14 protein-coding genes are annotated in these 15,198 nt (G+C 71.4%); 6 read left to right on the top strand and 8 right to left on the bottom strand.

Features of this window, described 5'->3' with window-relative positions; translation table 11 throughout:
- Position 1 precedes the first annotated feature (1 nt).
- Positions 2-1,231: an MFS transporter gene (locus ADL12_RS36830; protein WP_062710863.1), complete on the bottom strand. Its 1,230-nt coding sequence runs from the start codon at positions 1,229-1,231 to the stop codon at positions 2-4.
- A gap of 27 nt (positions 1,232-1,258) precedes the next feature.
- Between ADL12_RS36830 and ADL12_RS36825 the strand changes: the two genes are divergently transcribed.
- From ADL12_RS36825 to ADL12_RS36810, 4 genes are all read left to right on the top strand, one after another.
- Positions 1,259-2,017 carry an AraC family transcriptional regulator gene (locus tag ADL12_RS36825; RefSeq protein ID WP_062710859.1) on the top strand — a complete coding sequence of 253 codons (759 nt, stop codon included), beginning with the start codon at positions 1,259-1,261 and terminating at the stop codon, positions 2,015-2,017.
- 74 nt (positions 2,018-2,091) lie between these two features.
- Entirely contained in the window at positions 2,092-2,472 is a 381-nt protein-coding gene (locus ADL12_RS36820) for a DoxX family protein (RefSeq protein ID WP_062710856.1), read from the top strand.
- Positions 2,469-2,927 carry a peroxiredoxin gene (locus tag ADL12_RS36815; RefSeq protein WP_062710853.1) on the top strand — a complete coding sequence of 153 codons (459 nt, stop codon included), beginning with the start codon at positions 2,469-2,471 and terminating at the stop codon, positions 2,925-2,927. The genes ADL12_RS36820 and ADL12_RS36815 overlap by 4 nt, the downstream gene beginning before the upstream one ends.
- Before the next feature lie 109 nt (positions 2,928-3,036).
- Positions 3,037-5,373, top strand: coding sequence for a SpoIIE family protein phosphatase (locus ADL12_RS36810; protein WP_062710848.1), 2,337 nt, complete (start codon positions 3,037-3,039; stop codon positions 5,371-5,373).
- 17 nt (positions 5,374-5,390) lie between these two features.
- On the opposite strand, the gene ADL12_RS36805 is transcribed toward ADL12_RS36810, so the two are convergent.
- The 3 genes from ADL12_RS36805 to ADL12_RS36795 form a co-directional block, all read right to left on the bottom strand.
- A complete protein-coding gene (locus tag ADL12_RS36805) occupies positions 5,391-5,825 on the bottom strand; it encodes a cupin domain-containing protein (RefSeq protein WP_062710846.1) in 435 nt (144 codons plus the stop codon).
- Positions 5,826-5,903: 78 nt separating this feature from the next.
- Complete coding sequence (locus ADL12_RS36800; RefSeq protein WP_062710845.1) at positions 5,904-6,527, bottom strand: DNA polymerase ligase N-terminal domain-containing protein; 624 nt, start codon at positions 6,525-6,527, stop codon at positions 5,904-5,906.
- Between the two features lie 108 nt (positions 6,528-6,635).
- The gene (locus ADL12_RS36795; protein ID WP_062710844.1) at positions 6,636-7,466 is read right to left on the bottom strand and encodes an aldo/keto reductase; all 831 of its coding nucleotides are present in this window, start codon (positions 7,464-7,466) and stop codon (positions 6,636-6,638) included.
- Between the two features lie 95 nt (positions 7,467-7,561).
- Between ADL12_RS36795 and ADL12_RS36790 the strand changes: the two genes are divergently transcribed.
- Entirely contained in the window at positions 7,562-8,626 is a 1,065-nt protein-coding gene (locus ADL12_RS36790) for a LacI family DNA-binding transcriptional regulator (RefSeq protein ID WP_062710842.1), read from the top strand.
- A 197-nt stretch (positions 8,627-8,823) separates the two neighbouring features.
- On the opposite strand, the gene ADL12_RS36785 is transcribed toward ADL12_RS36790, so the two are convergent.
- The 4 genes from ADL12_RS36785 to ADL12_RS36770 are packed head-to-tail and all read right to left on the bottom strand — an operon-like array spanning position 8,824 to position 13,443.
- Complete coding sequence (locus ADL12_RS36785) at positions 8,824-10,218, bottom strand: glycoside hydrolase family 32 protein (RefSeq protein ID WP_062710839.1); 1,395 nt, start codon at positions 10,216-10,218, stop codon at positions 8,824-8,826.
- On the bottom strand, positions 10,215-11,069 hold the full coding sequence (locus ADL12_RS36780) for a carbohydrate ABC transporter permease (protein WP_062710833.1): 855 nt from the start codon (positions 11,067-11,069) through the stop codon (positions 10,215-10,217). The genes ADL12_RS36785 and ADL12_RS36780 overlap by 4 nt, the downstream gene beginning before the upstream one ends.
- A gap of 14 nt (positions 11,070-11,083) precedes the next feature.
- A complete protein-coding gene (locus tag ADL12_RS36775; protein WP_062710830.1) occupies positions 11,084-12,037 on the bottom strand; it encodes a carbohydrate ABC transporter permease in 954 nt (317 codons plus the stop codon).
- Positions 12,034-13,443: an extracellular solute-binding protein gene (locus ADL12_RS36770; protein WP_062710826.1), complete on the bottom strand. Its 1,410-nt coding sequence runs from the start codon at positions 13,441-13,443 to the stop codon at positions 12,034-12,036. Before ADL12_RS36770 ends, ADL12_RS36775 begins: the two co-directional genes overlap by 4 nt.
- 168 nt (positions 13,444-13,611) lie before the next feature.
- Between ADL12_RS36770 and ADL12_RS36765 the strand changes: the two genes are divergently transcribed.
- Positions 13,612-15,189 (top strand): glycoside hydrolase family 32 protein, encoded by a 1,578-nt coding sequence (locus tag ADL12_RS36765; RefSeq protein WP_062710823.1) that lies wholly within the window; start codon positions 13,612-13,614, stop codon positions 15,187-15,189.
- Positions 15,190-15,198: the final 9 nt, after the last annotated feature.

Genomic DNA, 15,198 nt, shown 5'->3' with positions numbered 1-15,198 from the left:
GTCACGCCGACGCCCTGTGCGGGCTGTGACCGGACGACCCGGGTGGCGGGGAGACGGCCGGTCCGATTGATGCCGGCTCCCGCAGCCCGCACAGCAGCAGCCGCCCCAGCGCGGGAAGGACGACGAGCGCGGCAAGCGCGGTCCGCAGCGACGTGGCATCGGCCAGCGCACCGACGGCCGGGGCGAAGAGACCGCCCACACTCACGGTCAGCCCCAGCGTCACACCGCTCGCGGTGCCCACCCGCCGGGGCAGGTAGTCCTGACCGAGCGTGACGTGCAACGAGAACGGAACGTACAGGCCGGCCGACGTCAGGGCGACGAACAGATACACCGGCGGCCCGGGAACGAGGACCACTCCGGCCACCGCGAGCACCGTCAGCACATACGCCTGGCGTACGACCGCGAGACGCCCGTACCGGTCCGCGAGCCGCCCCCCGGCCACGGTGCCCACCGCGCCGCCCACGTAGAGCACACACAGCGCGGCCGTACCCGCCACGGCACCGCCACCGGTCCGCTGCCGGACGTAGAGCGAGACGAACGCGCTCAGCCCGACGAACACGATCGACCGGCACACGACGGCGCCGGACAGCCGCAGGAACGACCCCCAGTCGTCGGAGCCGGCGCCCTCGTCCTTGCCGGCGGGGACCCCATGGGTGCCGGCCGAGCGCACCGCCGCCGCGCACAGGGCCGCTCCCACGACGGCCGGCGCGACCAGCAGGGGAGTGGCGCCCAGGCCGCCGGTGCCGACCACCGCCGCCACCAGCAGCGGGGCGAGTGCGAAACCGACGTTCCCGCCGAGGGAGAACCACCCCATCGCCGTATGGCTGCCGTGTGCGGCATCGCGGGCCGCGCGGGCGGCCTCCGGGTGGTAGGCGGCCACCCCGACGCCCGACACGGCCACCGCCGCCAGCGTGAGCGCGTAGGAACCCATGACCCCGCTCAGCGCCACCCCGGCACCGCCCGTCAGCGCGCTCAGCGGCAGCAGCCACGGCATCGCCCACCGGTCGGTGAGCGCCCCGAACAGCGGCTGCACCACCGACGACAGCAAGGACGCGGCGAGTACGACGCCCGAGGCCGCGGCGTAGCTGTAGGCGCGCTCGGCGACGAAGAAGGGGACGAGGGCCGCCACTGCGCCTTGGTACACGTCGACACAGGCGTGGCCCAGGGACAGCAGGGTGATGGTTCGGTTGCGTTGCGTGGACACCCTGCGATCGTCGCGGGGGAGGTTCATGGCCCGCTTTCGATAATCTGCCTTGTTGTGTCGAACATCCGCCACGACCCGACCGCGCCGACCCGCGCCCAGGCCCTCGCCGCCGGGGAACGCATCGACGCGCACCGGCACGACGACCACCAGATCGTCTACGCGGGCTCCGGCGTCCTCGCCGTCACCACCGACGCCGGCACCTGGTTCGCGCCCGGCAACCGCGCCATCTGGGTCCCCGCGGGCACCGTCCACGCGCACCGCGCCCACGGCCACCTCGACCTGCACCTGGTCGGCCTGCCCGCCGCCGACAACCCCCTCGGCCTGGACGCCCCCACCGTCCTCGCCGTCAGCCCCCTCCTGCGCGAGCTGATCCTCGCCTACACGCGCGACCCCGCCGACGACAGCCCCGAGCGCCGCCGCCTGCTGGCCGTCCTGCGCGACCAGCTGCGCGCCTCGCTCCAGCAGCCCCTGCGCCTGCCCACCCCCACCGACCCCCGCCTGGCCGCGGTGTGCGCGCTCGTCCACGCCGACCCCGCCGACCCGCGCACCCTCGCCGACCTCGGCGCCGCCACCGGAGCGGGCGAGCGCACCCTCAGCCGGCTCTTCCGCCACGAGTTCGGCATGACCTTCCCGCAGTGGCGCACCCAGTCGCGCCTCTATCACGCGCTGCGTCTGCTCGCCGAGGACACGCCCGTCACGACCGTCGCCCACCGCTGCGGCTGGTCCTCCGCCAGCGCCTTCATCGCCGTCTTCCGCCGGTCCTTCGGGTACACGCCGGGAACCCACAACGGCCGCACGCGACAGGGTCGATGAACAGACAGGGGCGGGTGCCGGGCCGTGTTCTACGCTCCGGTAGCATCCGGCGGCAGGTCACCCTAGGAGGATCCGTGCCCCGGTCCGAACGTTCGCCCCTGCTGCTCGCCGGCCTGCTGGCCACCGCGGGCGTCGCCCACTTCGCCGCACCACGGCAGTTCGACGAGACCGTGCCGCGCTCCCTGCCGGGGACACCCCGGACCTGGACGTACGCCAGTGGCGTCGCCGAGCTCGCGCTGGCGGCCGGGCTGGCGCTGCCGCGTACCCGCAAGGCCGCCGCGCTCGCCACGGCGGCCTTCTTCGTCGGTGTGTTCCCCGCGAACGTGAAGATGGCCGTCGACTGGCGGCACCGCCCCGCCCCGCAGAAGGCCGCCGCCATCGGCCGGCTGCCGTTGCAGATCCCCCTCGTGCTGTGGGCCCGCGGGGTCGCGAAGAACGCGGAGGGCCGGGCATGAGCGCACAGCTGAAGGTCGGCGACAAGGTCGAGGACTTCTCGCTGCCGGACGAGACCGGCACCACCCGCAGCCTCACCGATCTGCTCGCCGAAGGGCCGGTCGTGCTCTTCTTCTACCCCGCCGCCCTCACCCCCGGCTGCACCGCGGAGGCCTGCCACTTCCGTGATCTCGCCACCGAGTTCGCCGCCGTCGGCGCCCGGCCCGTCGGCATCAGCGGTGACGCGGTCGAACGGCAGCAGGAGTTCGCCGACCGGCACACGCTCGGCATCCCCCTGCTCTCCGACGCGGACGGGACGGTCCGGGACCGGTTCGGCGTGACGCGCGGCTTCTCGCTGGCCCCCACCAAACGGGTCACCTTCGTCATAGGACAGGACCGCACGGTCCTGGAGATCGTCCGCAGCGAACTGCGGATGAACACCCACGCCGACCGGGCCCTGGCCGCGCTGCGCAAGTGAGCGCGCCATCGCGCGGGGCGGCGGCGGACCCGAGCGCCGTGGCATCGCGGGCGTAACCGCCCGGGCATCGCGGTTGATGCCGTGCGGCTCAGGACTCATCCTGGACGACATGGAGCACGTCTCCGCTGCGGCGATCATCGATGCCCAAGGTGTCGTCACCGGGTGGAGCGAGGGTGCCCGGCGGCTGACGGGCCTGACGGCCGAGGAGGCCCTGGGGCGGCCGGTGCGGGAGCTGCTCGCCGAGCAGCCGTCGCCCGCGGCAGTGGCCGCGCTGGCCGGCACCGCAGTGGTACGTCACCGGGACGGCTCACCCGTCGCCCTGAACGTGACGGCAAGCGTCCTGCTCAGCGACGACGGCGGGCCGGGCGGATACGTGATCACCACCGTGCCGTTCGACAGGGCCGAGCCCACGCTCGCGGAGCAGGCCTTCCAGCAGGCGTCCCTGTCCATGTCCGTCTTCGACACCGACCAGCGCTACCTGCGGCTCAACGAGGCGGCCTGCCGGGTCATGGGCGTACCCGAGGAGGTCCTGCTCGGCCGCCACTTCCCGGAGACCGTGGAGGACGGGGTACACAGCCGGGGCTTTCTGTGGCATCTGCGCCAGGTCGCCGAGACGGGCAGACCGCTGCGCTACGAGAGCTTCACCGGAGCCCCGGCCCTGAACCGGGAACACGCCTGGACCACCGACATGTGGCCGGTGCGGGACTCCTCGGGCCGGCTGGTCGGCACCGCGCTGGCCGCGTTCGACAGCACCGAGCAGTACTGGGCACGGCAGCGGCTCGCCCTGCTGAACGAGGCGGCGGCCACCATCGGCACGACCCTGGACCTGGCGCGCACGGCGGAGGAACTGATCGGGGTCATGGTGCCCCGGTTCGCCGACTTCGCCAGCGTGGACCTGTTCGACTGGGTCCTGGGAGCGGAGGAGGCGCCGGTACTGTCCGGCACCGAGATCGCGCTGCGCCGCGTCGCCCACGGCTCCGGCACCGAGGGCACCCCGGAAGCGGCCGTGCACCTGGGCGAGGTGGACTTCTACCCGCCGTTCTCGCCTCCCGCCCGGGCGATCCTGGAAAGCCGGGTGGTCCTCAGCCAGGCAGGTGAGCCGGCCTTCATGCGCTGGGTGGCGGAACGCAACGCGCGCGCTCCGGCCGGCCGGAGCCACCGCGTCGGCGCCCACTCCATGATGGCGGCGCCGCTGCGGGCCCGCGGCACCACGCTCGGCGTCGTGGTGGCCGTGCGCATCAGGCAACCGGACGAGTACGTCGCCGACGACGCCGTCTTCGCCGAGGAACTCGCCAGCCGGGCGGCCATCTGCATCGACAACGCCCGCCGCTTCGCCCGGGAACGCACCACCGCGCTGGCCCTGCAGCACAACCTGCTGCCCCGGGGGCTGCCCGGGCAGGCGGCCGTGGAGGTGGCCCACCGCTATCGGCCGTCCGGATCCCAGGCCGGCATCGGCGGCGACTGGTTCGACGTGATCCCGCTGTCCGGCGGCCGCGTCGCCCTCGTCGTCGGCGACGTCGTCGGACACGGCATCCCGTCATCGGCCACCATGGGCCGCCTGTGCACGGCCGTACGCACCCTCGCCGACGTGGACCTGCCGCCCGACGAACTCCTCACCCACCTGGACGACCTGGTCACCCACCTGGCCGGGGACGACAGCGACGAGGTCGCCGAACTGGGCGCCACGTGCCTCTACTCCGTCTACGACCCCGTCTCCCGCCACCTCACCCTGGCCGCCGCCGGCCATCCACCCCCGGCCCTCGTCCTGCCCGACGGCACCACACAGGTCGTCGAGATGAGCGCCGGGCCCCCGCTCGGCGTCGGCGGGCTGCCCTTCGAGGCGATGGAGGTGGAGCTGCCCGAGGGCTCCCTGGTCGCCCTGTACACGGACGGCCTCATCGAGGACCGCGACCGCGACATCGACCACTCCATCGCCGAACTGTGCCGCGCGCTGACCGCGCCCGCCGACACCCTCGACGCCCTGTGCGACACCGTGCTGAAGGCCGTCCTGCCGGAGGACCCCAGCGACGACGTGGCCCTGCTGCTGGCCCGGACCCGAGCCCTGGGCGCGGACCGCATCGCCACCTGGGACGTCCTGCCGGACCCCGAGCACGTGGCGGCCACCCGGCAGGCCGCCACGGAGCAGCTGACCGCCTGGGGAATGGACGAGGCCGCCTTCGTCACCGAACTCGTCGTCAGCGAACTCGTCACCAACGCCATCCGGTACGGCGCACCCCCCATCCAGCTCCGCCTGATCCGCGACCGCACCCTCATCTGCGAGGTCTCCGACGGCAGTTCCACCTCCCCGCATCTGCGCCGGGCCCACGCCTACGACGAGGGCGGCCGCGGACTGCTGCTGGTCGCCCAGCTCACCCAGCGCTGGGGGAGCCGGCAGACCGGCAGCGGCAAGACGATCTGGGCCGAACAGCCGCTGCCGCCGGTGTGATCACCCCCACGCCGTGATCACTGGAACGGGCAGCCCGGGTTCGGCGCGTCCTGGGAGAACGGCGCGCCGTGCGGCAGCACATAGAGCACGTCGAGGACGACCGCCGTGTCCCCCAGGTTGCGGCCTATGTGCACGTTGCCGGGTCCGGCCGGTTCCTGGATGAAACTGCCCTGCGGGTACACGCCGTCGGAGGCGCAGGTGGAGTCGTAGTGGCTGAGCGTGCCCTGCTGCGCGAAGGCGTAGAGGGGGCCGTCGTGGTAGTGCCAGCCGGTGGCCTGACCGGGCGGAATGGTGATCTCCCGAAGTATGTAGTCGGTGTCGCCGACGGTCTTCTGACTGATCGTCCGGGCGCTGACGCCGGGACCGGGCGGAGTCCCCTGGGCGGGCCCGGCGACGAGAACGGTGGCGACGGCCACGGCGCCGGTGACGGCGGTGCGGAGCGCGGTGCGCATACGAGGAGCCTCCTGCGGCGAGAGCGGATCTCGCCGTGAACATAGAGGCAGGGAAAGGCAGTTGAGGCCGGAACCGAATTATCCGCCGGAATTTCCGTCGACGCCGTCCGCGGCGACCTGGGCGAGAGTACGGCCGCTGCGCACCGAACGGGCCCGGTACGGGTCGGGCGTGCCGTGCCCGTGGGCCCGCCCCTTGCGGGCCTTCACCAGCAGCCACGCCTCCCGGTCGCCGTCCTTCCCGTCGCGGATCCGGGTGAGGGCGTACTCGCCGTGCAGCTTCGCCCCGCTCAGCCGGAACGTGGCATGACCCCGCTCGAGCGACTCGCCGAAGTCGACGGGCCGCCCCTTGCGGTCATGGCTCATCGGCTCGTACGTGCCGTTGTCCCAGACGATCACCGTGCCGCCGCCGTACTCGCCCTTCGGGATCACGCCCTCGAACTCCTCGTACTCCAGCGGATGGTCCTCCGTGGGCATGGCGAGCCGCTTGTCGTGGGGATCGTCGGAGGGCCCCTTCGGCACCGACCAGGACTTCAGTACGTCGTCCACCTGGAGCCGGAAGTCGAAGTGCAGGGTGCGGGCGTCATGGATCTGCACCACGAACCGCGGCTCCTCACCGGAGGCCGCCGCACGCCCCTCCGGCTCCCTGGTCCGCCCGAAGTCACGCTTGCCGTGGTAGTCCCGCAGCCGGTCCTTCTCGCCCATGAGCGGCCTCCTTCCCGAGCGCCCCGAGTACCCTGCGAGGCGCCGCCGACGCCCGCTCGCGACTCCGTGCGCAACGCGCGCTCAGCACGCTCAGCCCGCGCAGCCCGCTCAGAACTCCTCGTGCACCTCGGGATCCCCGCCGATGCGCCGGTGGGCGCGGTCCGCGATCGCCGCCATCCGATCGGGGTCCAGTTCGAAACCGAACACATCGAGGTTCGCGCGCTGCCGCCCGGGATCGGCCGACTTCGGAATGGGGACGGCGCCCAGCTGGACGTGCCAGCGCAGGACGACCTGGCCGGGTGTCACACCGTGCGCCTCGGCGATCTCGACGATCACGGGGTCGTCCAGCAGGTCCGTGCCACGGCCCAGCGGGCTCCAGCTCTCGGTCACGATGCCCTTGCCGGTGTGGAAGGCGCGCAGCTCCGCCTGCGGGAAGAAGGGGTGCAGCTCGATCTGGTTGACGGAGGGCAGGACCCCGGTCTCCTTCTCCAGCCGTTCGACGTGCTCGGCGGTGAAGTTGGAGACGCCGATCGACCGGACGAGGCCGTCCTCCCGGAGCTTGATCATGGCCTTCCAGGAGTCGACGTACTTGTCGACGCGGGGGAGCGGCCAGTGGATGAGGTACAGGTCCACGTAGTCCAGGCCGAGACGGGCGCGCGACACCTCGAAGGAGGCGAGGGTCTCCTCGTAGCCGTGGTGGCGGCCGGGGAGCTTGGTGGTCACGACGATCTCCTCGCGGGGCACGCCGCTGCCCGCGACACCGCGGCCGACGCCGGTCTCGTTGCGGTAGTTCGTCGCCGTGTCCACGAGGCGGTACCCCAGTTCCAGCGCGCCGCGAACCGCCTGCTCGGCCTGCGCGTCGTCCATCGGCCAGGTGCCGAGGCCGAGGGCGGGGAGGGTCGTGCCGTCGTTGAGCGTGTGGGTCGGGATGCTGATCACTGCCGGACCTTCCCTTGACTGTGTCGTGCATCCAGCGTCACGGATAGGGTGAGGATTGATCAACCGGACGGGTGGGGATGAGGGCAGCGGACGGCATGGGCGGCACCGAGGAGAAGCACCCGACGGTATCGGGGCGTCCCACGTCACGGGACGTCGCCCGGCTCGCCGGGGTGTCCCACACGGCTGTCTCCTTCGTCTTCAACGGCCGCGCCGAGGGCAACCTCTCGCCCGCCACCCAGGAACGCATCCGCCGGGCCGCCGCCGAGCTCGGCTACCGCCCCGACCCCGTCGCACGCGGCCTGCGCCGCCGCCGTACGGCCGTGATCGGCCTGGTCACCGACGAGATCGCCTCCTCGCCGTTCGCCGGCCGGCTGCTGCGCGGCGCCATGGAGACCGCCTGGGCCAGCGAGCACCTCGTCCTGACCATCGACTCCGGCGGCGACCCGGCCAAGGAGGACGCGGCCGTCGCCGAGCTCCTCGACCGACGCGTGGACGGCATCATCTACGCGGCCATGTCGCTGCGCCGCGTCCGCGTCCCCGAGGGCCTGCACCGCACCCATTCCGTCCTCGCCAACTGCCTGCCCGAGGACGACTCCCTGCCCTCCGTCATCCCCGCCGAGCGCGCGGGAGGCCGGATGGCGGCCCGGCTGCTGCTGGACGAGGGGCACCACAGGGTCGCCATGGTGGGCGGCCAGGACGACATCGCCTCCGTCGACCGCCTGCGCGGCTTCCGCGACGCGCTGCGCGCCGAGGGGATCACGGTCCCCAAGGAGTGGGTCGTGCGCACCGGCGGCGAGATCGCCGGCGGATACGAGGGCGCGATGCGCATCCTCGACGGCGCCCCCGCCGACCGGCGCCCCACCGGCCTCTTCTGCTACAACGACCGGGTCGCCGCGGGCGCCCTGCACGCCGCGACCCGGCTCGGCATCACCGTCCCCGGCGAGCTGTCCCTGGTCGGCTACGACGACCAGGAACACATGGCCGAGTACCTCACCCCACCCCTCACCACCGTCGCCCTGCCCCACCGGGCGATGGGCGAGGTCGCCGCCCGACTGCTCCTCGACGCCATCGACACAGGCAGGACGCCGCCCGCGACGGTGCGGCGTCTGGCCTGCCCGGTGATCAGCCGTGCGTCGGTGGGGCCGGTTCCCAGGCGGTGACGGTGGCTGCGGGACCGGTGAGAAGGAGTTCGGGTATGTCGTCCGGTTGCGGGTAGTTCCGGTCGTTACCCCGCTTCTCACTGCGGTCGCGCTGCCCTGTCGGGGGATGGGTGAGGCTGTTGCCCGGCTGTTCTTGCATGTCGTCGGCTCGGGCGGGACGCCGTCCGCGACGGTGCGGCGTCTGGCCTGTTCGGTGGTCAGCCGTGCGTCGGTGGGGTCGGCTCCCAGGCGGTGACGGTGGCTGCGGGACCGGTGACGAGGAGTTCGGGCACGTCGTCCGGGCGTCGGTAGATCCGCTCGGTGACTGTGGCGCGGTCGCCGACGAACAGCTCGAACAGCGAGCCGTCGACGAGGATCCGCACTTCATCGGCCGCCGCCCGCACCACGATCGGCGCCGATCCGCCGGGCCGTGGCCAGTCCTCGCGGTCGAGCGTCACCGTCCCCTCGTCCGGGTCCAGCACCACGGTCAGCTCCGCGCCCGAGGCGGACCGCAGCAGACTCACGGTGGTGCGGCCGGATGCGGTGACCGTCAGGTCGTAGGCCTCCGGGAGCGGAGTACGGCGTCCTGTTGCGGTGACGAACGGCTCGGGCGCACGCAGGAGTTCGAGCTCCGGTGCCGGTACGACACGCAGGGTGCCGTCGGGGTGGACGTCCATGACCCGCGGCGCGGTCAGGACCCCGGCCCAGCCCGCGCGGTCGACCTCGCCCTGCTCGCGGGCCTCCCACGACCAGCCCCACATCAACGCCCGGCCCGGCTCCTGGAGCACGGCGGGTGCATAGAAGTCCCGTCCGTGGTCGAGCCGCCCGCCGGTGCGGGCCTCGAAGCGCAACTCGCCGTCACCGGAAGGCTGGAGACGGCCCGTCAGGTAGCCGGTGGAGCAGGGCTCGCCGTCCCACAGCGACACCACCAGCACCCAGTCCCCGCCCGCCGTCGCGTACAGCTGCGGGCACTCCCAGCCGACCGCCTTGTCGCCGAACGCGTCCATCGCGACAGGGTCGTTGCCGTCGAGCAGCACCCCGGCGAACCGCCAGTCGGCCAAGTCGTCACAGTCGTACAGCAGTACCGACGCGGTCCCGTCGGCGTGCCCCGCGCCGACCAGCGCCCACCGTCGGCCACCGGCGTGGAACACGAACGGGTCGCGGAACATCACCACGTCCAGGCCGGCCGGCGGGCCGGTCACGACGGGCGTGGGCAGGGGCCGCCAGTCGGTCAGCGTCTCGTCCTCCGGCACCAGCGCCCGCGCCAGGCAGATCGAGCCGAGACCGGTGTGATGGCGGTCGACGCCCGTGTACACGGCCGTCGGTACGCCGTCGTCGTCGACCACGCAGCCCGACCAGCAGCCCGCCTCGTCCGGGCCGCCGGGCGTGGGGGCGAGCGCGATCGGATGGTGCTCCCAGTGGACGAGGTCGTGGCTGGAGACGTGCCCCCAGTGGATGTTCGCGTGCACGGGGGCGTCGGGGTTGTGCTGGTAGAAGAGGTGGTACCGGTCCCGCCAACGGAAGGGCCCGTTCGGGTCGTTGATCCAGTTGGCGGGGGGACGGACCCGGAAGCGCGGGGCGCTGGGGTCCGCGGACTGAGCGGTGAGGCTCAACGGTTGACTCCTGCGGACGTGATGCCCTCGCGAAGAGGGCGCTGGCCGACGATGAACACGGCGACGGCGGGGATCATGGACAGGACGACACCGGCGAGCACCACCGAGATGGAGCCGGTGCCCAGGTTGCCCTGAAGGGAGACCAGGCCCAGCGGGAGCGTGTAGTTCTGCCCGGAGGTCTCGAGGATCAGCGGGCGGAAGAACTCGTTCCAGTGGTAGTTGAAGGCCAGCACGCCGACGATCGCGAGACCGGGCGCGGCCAGCGGCGCGTACACGGACCGGAAGATCCGCCAGGGCCCGCAGCCGTCCAGCATCGCCGCCTCGCCCAGGTCCTTCGGCATGCCCAGGAAGTACTGGCGCATCAGGAAGGTCCCGAAGGCGGTCGGGAAGGCCGGGATGATCAGACCGAGCAGCGTGTCGGTCAGACCCATCGACTTCAGCACCAGGAACACCGGCACGATGGTGACCTGCAACGGCACCATCATCGTCGCCAGGACCAGCCCGAACAGCGGCTTCTTGAACCGGAACTCGAGGCGCGCGAAGGCGTATCCGGCGAGCCCAGCCGTGATCATCTGACCCAGCGCGATCAGCGCGGTCACCAGCGTCGAGTTGAGGGCGAGCAGCCAGACGTCGATCTGGTCGAAGACCCCGCTGTACGCCTCCGTGGACGGATCCGTCGGGATGAGCTTCGGCGGCAGGTCGAAGGCTTCGGCGGGGGTGCGCAGCGACGTGGAGACGGTCCAGATGACCGGGCCCAGGGTCAGCAGCGCGCACACGGCCAGCACGGCGATCCGGGCCCACGGCGCGAGGGAGTGCCGGGTGCGGCTCAGGGACAGGGTTGCTTGGCTCAAGGGACTCACCCGGCTCACTGGTAGTGGACGAAACGCCGGCTGAGCCGGAACTGGAGGGCGGTCACCGCCATGATCAGCACGAACAGCAGCACACCCACCGCCGAGGCCTCACCGAAGCGGAGCTGCTCGAACGCGCTCTCGTAGATGACCATCACCACGGTCCGGGTGGCGTCACCGGGCCCGCCGTTGGTGAGGACGTACGGCTGCTCGAAGACCTGGAGCGCGTTGATGATGCCGACCACCGACGCGACGAGCAGCGTGGGCGACAGCAGGGGGAGGGTGATGTTGAGGTGCTTGCGCAGCCCCGTCGCGCCGTCGAGTGAGGCGGCCTCGTGCACCTCCTTGGGGATGTTGTTCAGGCCACCGACGAACAGCAGGAAGGAGAACCCGAACTGCTGCCACACGTAGACCAGGATCACCGTGGCCATCGCCGCGTTCTCGGACGTCAGCCACGGCACCGGCGCGACGCCGACCAGCCCGAGCAGCCAGTTCACCACGCCGAAGTCCTGGTTGAACAGGTACTTCATCACCACCGAGATCGACGCGGCGGACAGCACCAGCGGGAAGAAGAACGCCGACCGGAACACCGAGCGCAGCCACACCGGCATCCGCCCGTTCACCGCCAGCGCCAGCACCAGGGCGATCAGCAGTTGCAGCGCGACCGCGAACACCATGAACACCAGCGTGTTGCCGAAGGAGACCAGCACGGTCGAATCGGTGAAGACCTCACGGTAGTTGGCGGCCCCGGCGAAGCTCGGATCGTCGATCACGTTCCAGTGGAAGAGGCTCAGCACCACCGAGCCGACGATCGGCACGACCGTGAAGACGACGATGCCGACGATCGTGGGCGCCAGGAACAGCGTGGCCAGCAGCCGGGTGCCACGGTCGCGGGCGGAGGACCGGGGCGCGACGGCCGGTGGTGAGGCCGGCTGTTCCGCCCGTACGGCCGGTATCTGGGTGTTCGTCATACGTCACGCTCCATGGCCTTCTCCAGGTCGCTCTGCATCCGGCGCAACGCGGGGGCCACCGAGCGCCGCGAGGCCAGGGCAGTACCGGTGTGCTTGAGCAGCACCTGCTCGACCTCGGCGACCTGCGGCGGCGCGGGGATCGGCCCGGTGTCGGGGAACTTGTCGAGGGTGTCGTAGAAGACCTGCCAGCGGTTCGGGCCGGTCTCCCGGTAGCGGTCGGCGGTCAGCATCGAGCGGCGCGCCGGAGTGGTCTGGTTGGTCTCGAACAGCCGCATCAGGGTGTCGCGGCGGGCGGCGTACTTGATGAACTCCCAGGCTTCCTCCTGCCGCTTCGAGGTGCGCAGCAGCGCGTAGCCGGCGGCGCCGTACTGCATGCGCTGGGTGCGCCAGCGCGGGAAGTACTGCACGTCGAAGCCGTTCGCCTTCATGCCGGCCAGGTGCAGACCACCCGCCCAGAAGCCGCCCGCGGGCGTCACGCCGACCCGGCCGGTGGAGAACACGCCGATGAGGTTCTGGCCGTTGCCGCCCTCGGGCCGGGTGCACAGGCCCTCCTGGACGAGGGAGGCGAGATAGTCGTACGCCTCCTCCACGCGCGCGTCGGTCGCCTGCGGGGTCGTCCAGCGGAAACCGCCCCCGCGGCCCTGCCGCTCGGCGGCCGGGTAGAAGGAGTCCCACAGCCATGCTCCGCCGGGCGCCTTGGACTCGGCGAGCAGGTTGGTGTCGTTGGCGAACAGCCAGGGCACCACACCGCCCCACAGCCGGTTGGTCCAGAAATAGGGCGTGAACTGGGAACCGCTGGACTTCTTCATGTCCCGCAGCAGCGTGGTGAAGTCGTCACGGGTCCAGTCGGCCGCCGGGAAGTCGGCCCCCGCCCGCTTCAGCACCTGGTTGTTGAGGTACATGTCGGCCGCGTTGAACTCGACCGGCAGCTGGTAGAGGCTCCCCTCGTACATCATCGACTCCACCAGCGACGGATGGACGTCGGCGAAGTACTCGCGCAGCTCCTCGGCGTCCCGCTTCACCCAGTCGTCCAGCGGGACCCCGAGGCGCTGCGCGAACAGCTGCACGCCCTCGGTGGCGACGTACACGAGGTCGGGAGCGGTGCCCGCCGCGATCTGGGTGAGGATCTTCGCGAAGAAGTCCGACCAGTCGACGGCCTGCACGGCATTGATGCGGAGCTTGATGTCGGGGTGGACCTGCTTGAAGCCCTCGGTGAGCGTGCGGATGGCCTCCGGCCCGTAAGCGGGGCCGAGCGTGGCGACGACGAGGGAGCCGTCGTCGCGCCCGGGTATGTCGGCTCCGGTGAGCCGGTCCCAGCTGGCGGCGGTACCGGCGAGCGCGGCGGCTCCCGCGCCGTAGGCGCCGTACCGCAGCAGGGTGCGGCGGTTGAGGTGCGAGTCAGTCATGCAGGGGCCTAACTCGTGTTAGTCGAGAAGTGATGCCCAAGATGATGGAAAGCGTGTTACGGCCCTGTCAATACTTGTGAACCACTTGACCTTTAACGAGTTAGGTCCCACAGTCCTGATCCCACGAGCCGCCGTTCTGACGCTTGTTGACGAGAGGAACGATGTGTGATGCGAGGGATGTCCAGGAGAGCGCTGCTTGCCGGTTCGGCCGCGGGGGCCTCGGCGGCGCTGTTGCCGACCGTGCCCACGGCCGCCGCGAAGCCGAAGGCCGAGAATGCCGCCGCGAAGCCGAAAGCCGCCGCCACCTGCGCCAGTTACCGCGCGGAGTGCCACTTCACGGTCCCCGACCAGTGGAAGAACGACCCCCAGCGCCCGATCTGGATCGACGGCGAGTACCACTACTACTACCTGTACAACCCGGACTATTTCGCGGGCGGCACCACCGCCGGCACCGCCTGGCGCCTGGCCACCAGCACCGACCTGGTCTCCTTCACCGACCGCGGGATCGCCGTGCCGAAAGACAGCACACCCAACGGCGACGTCTGGTCCGGCTCGGCGGTGATCGACACCGACAACACCGCGGGCTTCGGTGCCGGCGCGGTGATCGTCATCGCCACCATGGCGCCCGACGAGGTCACGCAGGCGCAGTACCTGTACTACTCGACCGACGGCGGCCGGACGTTCACCCACCACGGCACCGACCCGGTCCTGCACAACCCCGGCGTCCGGGACTTCCGCGACCCCAAGGTGATCCGCGACGAGGAACGCGACCGGTGGGTGATGGCGCTCGCCGAGAACGACAAGGTGGGCTTCTACCACTCCGCCGACCTGAAGTCGTGGACGTACGTCGGCGGCTTCGTCAAGGGCGGGATCGGGGTGCTGGAGTGCCCGGACCTGTTCCGCATCACCGCAGGCGACGGCACCGTGAAGTGGGTGCTCGGCGTGAGCGCGAACGGGAAGGGAGCGGGGCTGCCGAACACGTACGCCTACTGGACGGGTTCCTTCGACGGCACCGCCTTCACCGCCGACGACGCCGACCCGCAGTGGCTCGACCACGGCTGGGACTGGTATGGGGCCGTCACCTTCGAAAAGCACCGCAGCGACGGCTCGGCGGACCCGTCCGCCCGCTGCGCGATCGGCTGGCTGAACAACTGGGACTACGCGAACATCACGCCCACCATCGACTGCGACGGCTTCAACGGCACCGACTCGATCGTCCGGGAAGTCACCCTGAAGCGGGCCTCCTCCGGCACGTACTACCTCGCCTCACAACCGGTCGCCGCGCTCGACGACCACGTCTCGCGCACGGTGGACCTGGGCGACCTGGAGGTCACCGGCACCCGCGTGCTCGACTACCGGGGAACCGCCTACGAGGTGACCTGCGAGATCACCTGGGACCAACTCACCGGCGCCGGACTCCAGTTGCGCCGTTCCCCCGACGGCAGCCGCCATGTCGACGCCGGGATCTACGGCGACTACGCCTTCCTCAACCGGCGCCCCACCATGAACCCCGACGCCTCCGGCAGATGGCAGGAGAGCCACAGTCCCTTCGACCCGTCCGCCCGCACCGTCAAACTGCGGATCCTGGTTGACCGTACGTCGGTCGAGATGTTCGTGGACGACGGCCGGTACGCGCACTCGTCGGAGGTTTTCCCGTATCTGATCGACACCGGGCTCGCGCTGTTCACGATCGACGGCACGGCGGTGTTCCGGAACACGGTGATACGGGAGTTCACGGTGCGTTGAGTAGGGTCG

Source organism: Streptomyces regalis (genome assembly GCF_001509475.1).
Classification (GTDB): domain Bacteria; phylum Actinomycetota; class Actinomycetes; order Streptomycetales; family Streptomycetaceae; genus Streptomyces; species Streptomyces regalis.
This window is presented reverse-complemented; position numbering and strand designations above follow the sequence as displayed.

What these genes read in the sequence shown, in the direction of transcription:
- ADL12_RS36830 (WP_062710863.1), bottom strand. Translation starts at nt 1,231, where the DNA reads ATGAACCTCCCCCGCGACGATCGCAGGGTGTCCACGCAACGCAACCGA.
- ADL12_RS36815 (WP_062710853.1), top strand. Translation starts at nt 2,469, where the DNA reads ATGAGCGCACAGCTGAAGGTCGGCGACAAGGTCGAGGACTTCTCGCTG.
- ADL12_RS36810 (WP_062710848.1), top strand. Translation starts at nt 3,037, where the DNA reads ATGGAGCACGTCTCCGCTGCGGCGATCATCGATGCCCAAGGTGTCGTC.
- ADL12_RS36805 (WP_062710846.1), bottom strand. Translation starts at nt 5,825, where the DNA reads ATGCGCACCGCGCTCCGCACCGCCGTCACCGGCGCCGTGGCCGTCGCC.
- ADL12_RS36800 (WP_062710845.1), bottom strand. Translation starts at nt 6,527, where the DNA reads ATGGGCGAGAAGGACCGGCTGCGGGACTACCACGGCAAGCGTGACTTC.
- ADL12_RS36790 (WP_062710842.1), top strand. Translation starts at nt 7,562, where the DNA reads ATGGGCGGCACCGAGGAGAAGCACCCGACGGTATCGGGGCGTCCCACG.
- ADL12_RS36775 (WP_062710830.1), bottom strand. Translation starts at nt 12,037, where the DNA reads ATGACGAACACCCAGATACCGGCCGTACGGGCGGAACAGCCGGCCTCA.
- ADL12_RS36770 (WP_062710826.1), bottom strand. Translation starts at nt 13,443, where the DNA reads ATGACTGACTCGCACCTCAACCGCCGCACCCTGCTGCGGTACGGCGCC.
- ADL12_RS36765 (WP_062710823.1), top strand. Translation starts at nt 13,612, where the DNA reads ATGCGAGGGATGTCCAGGAGAGCGCTGCTTGCCGGTTCGGCCGCGGGG.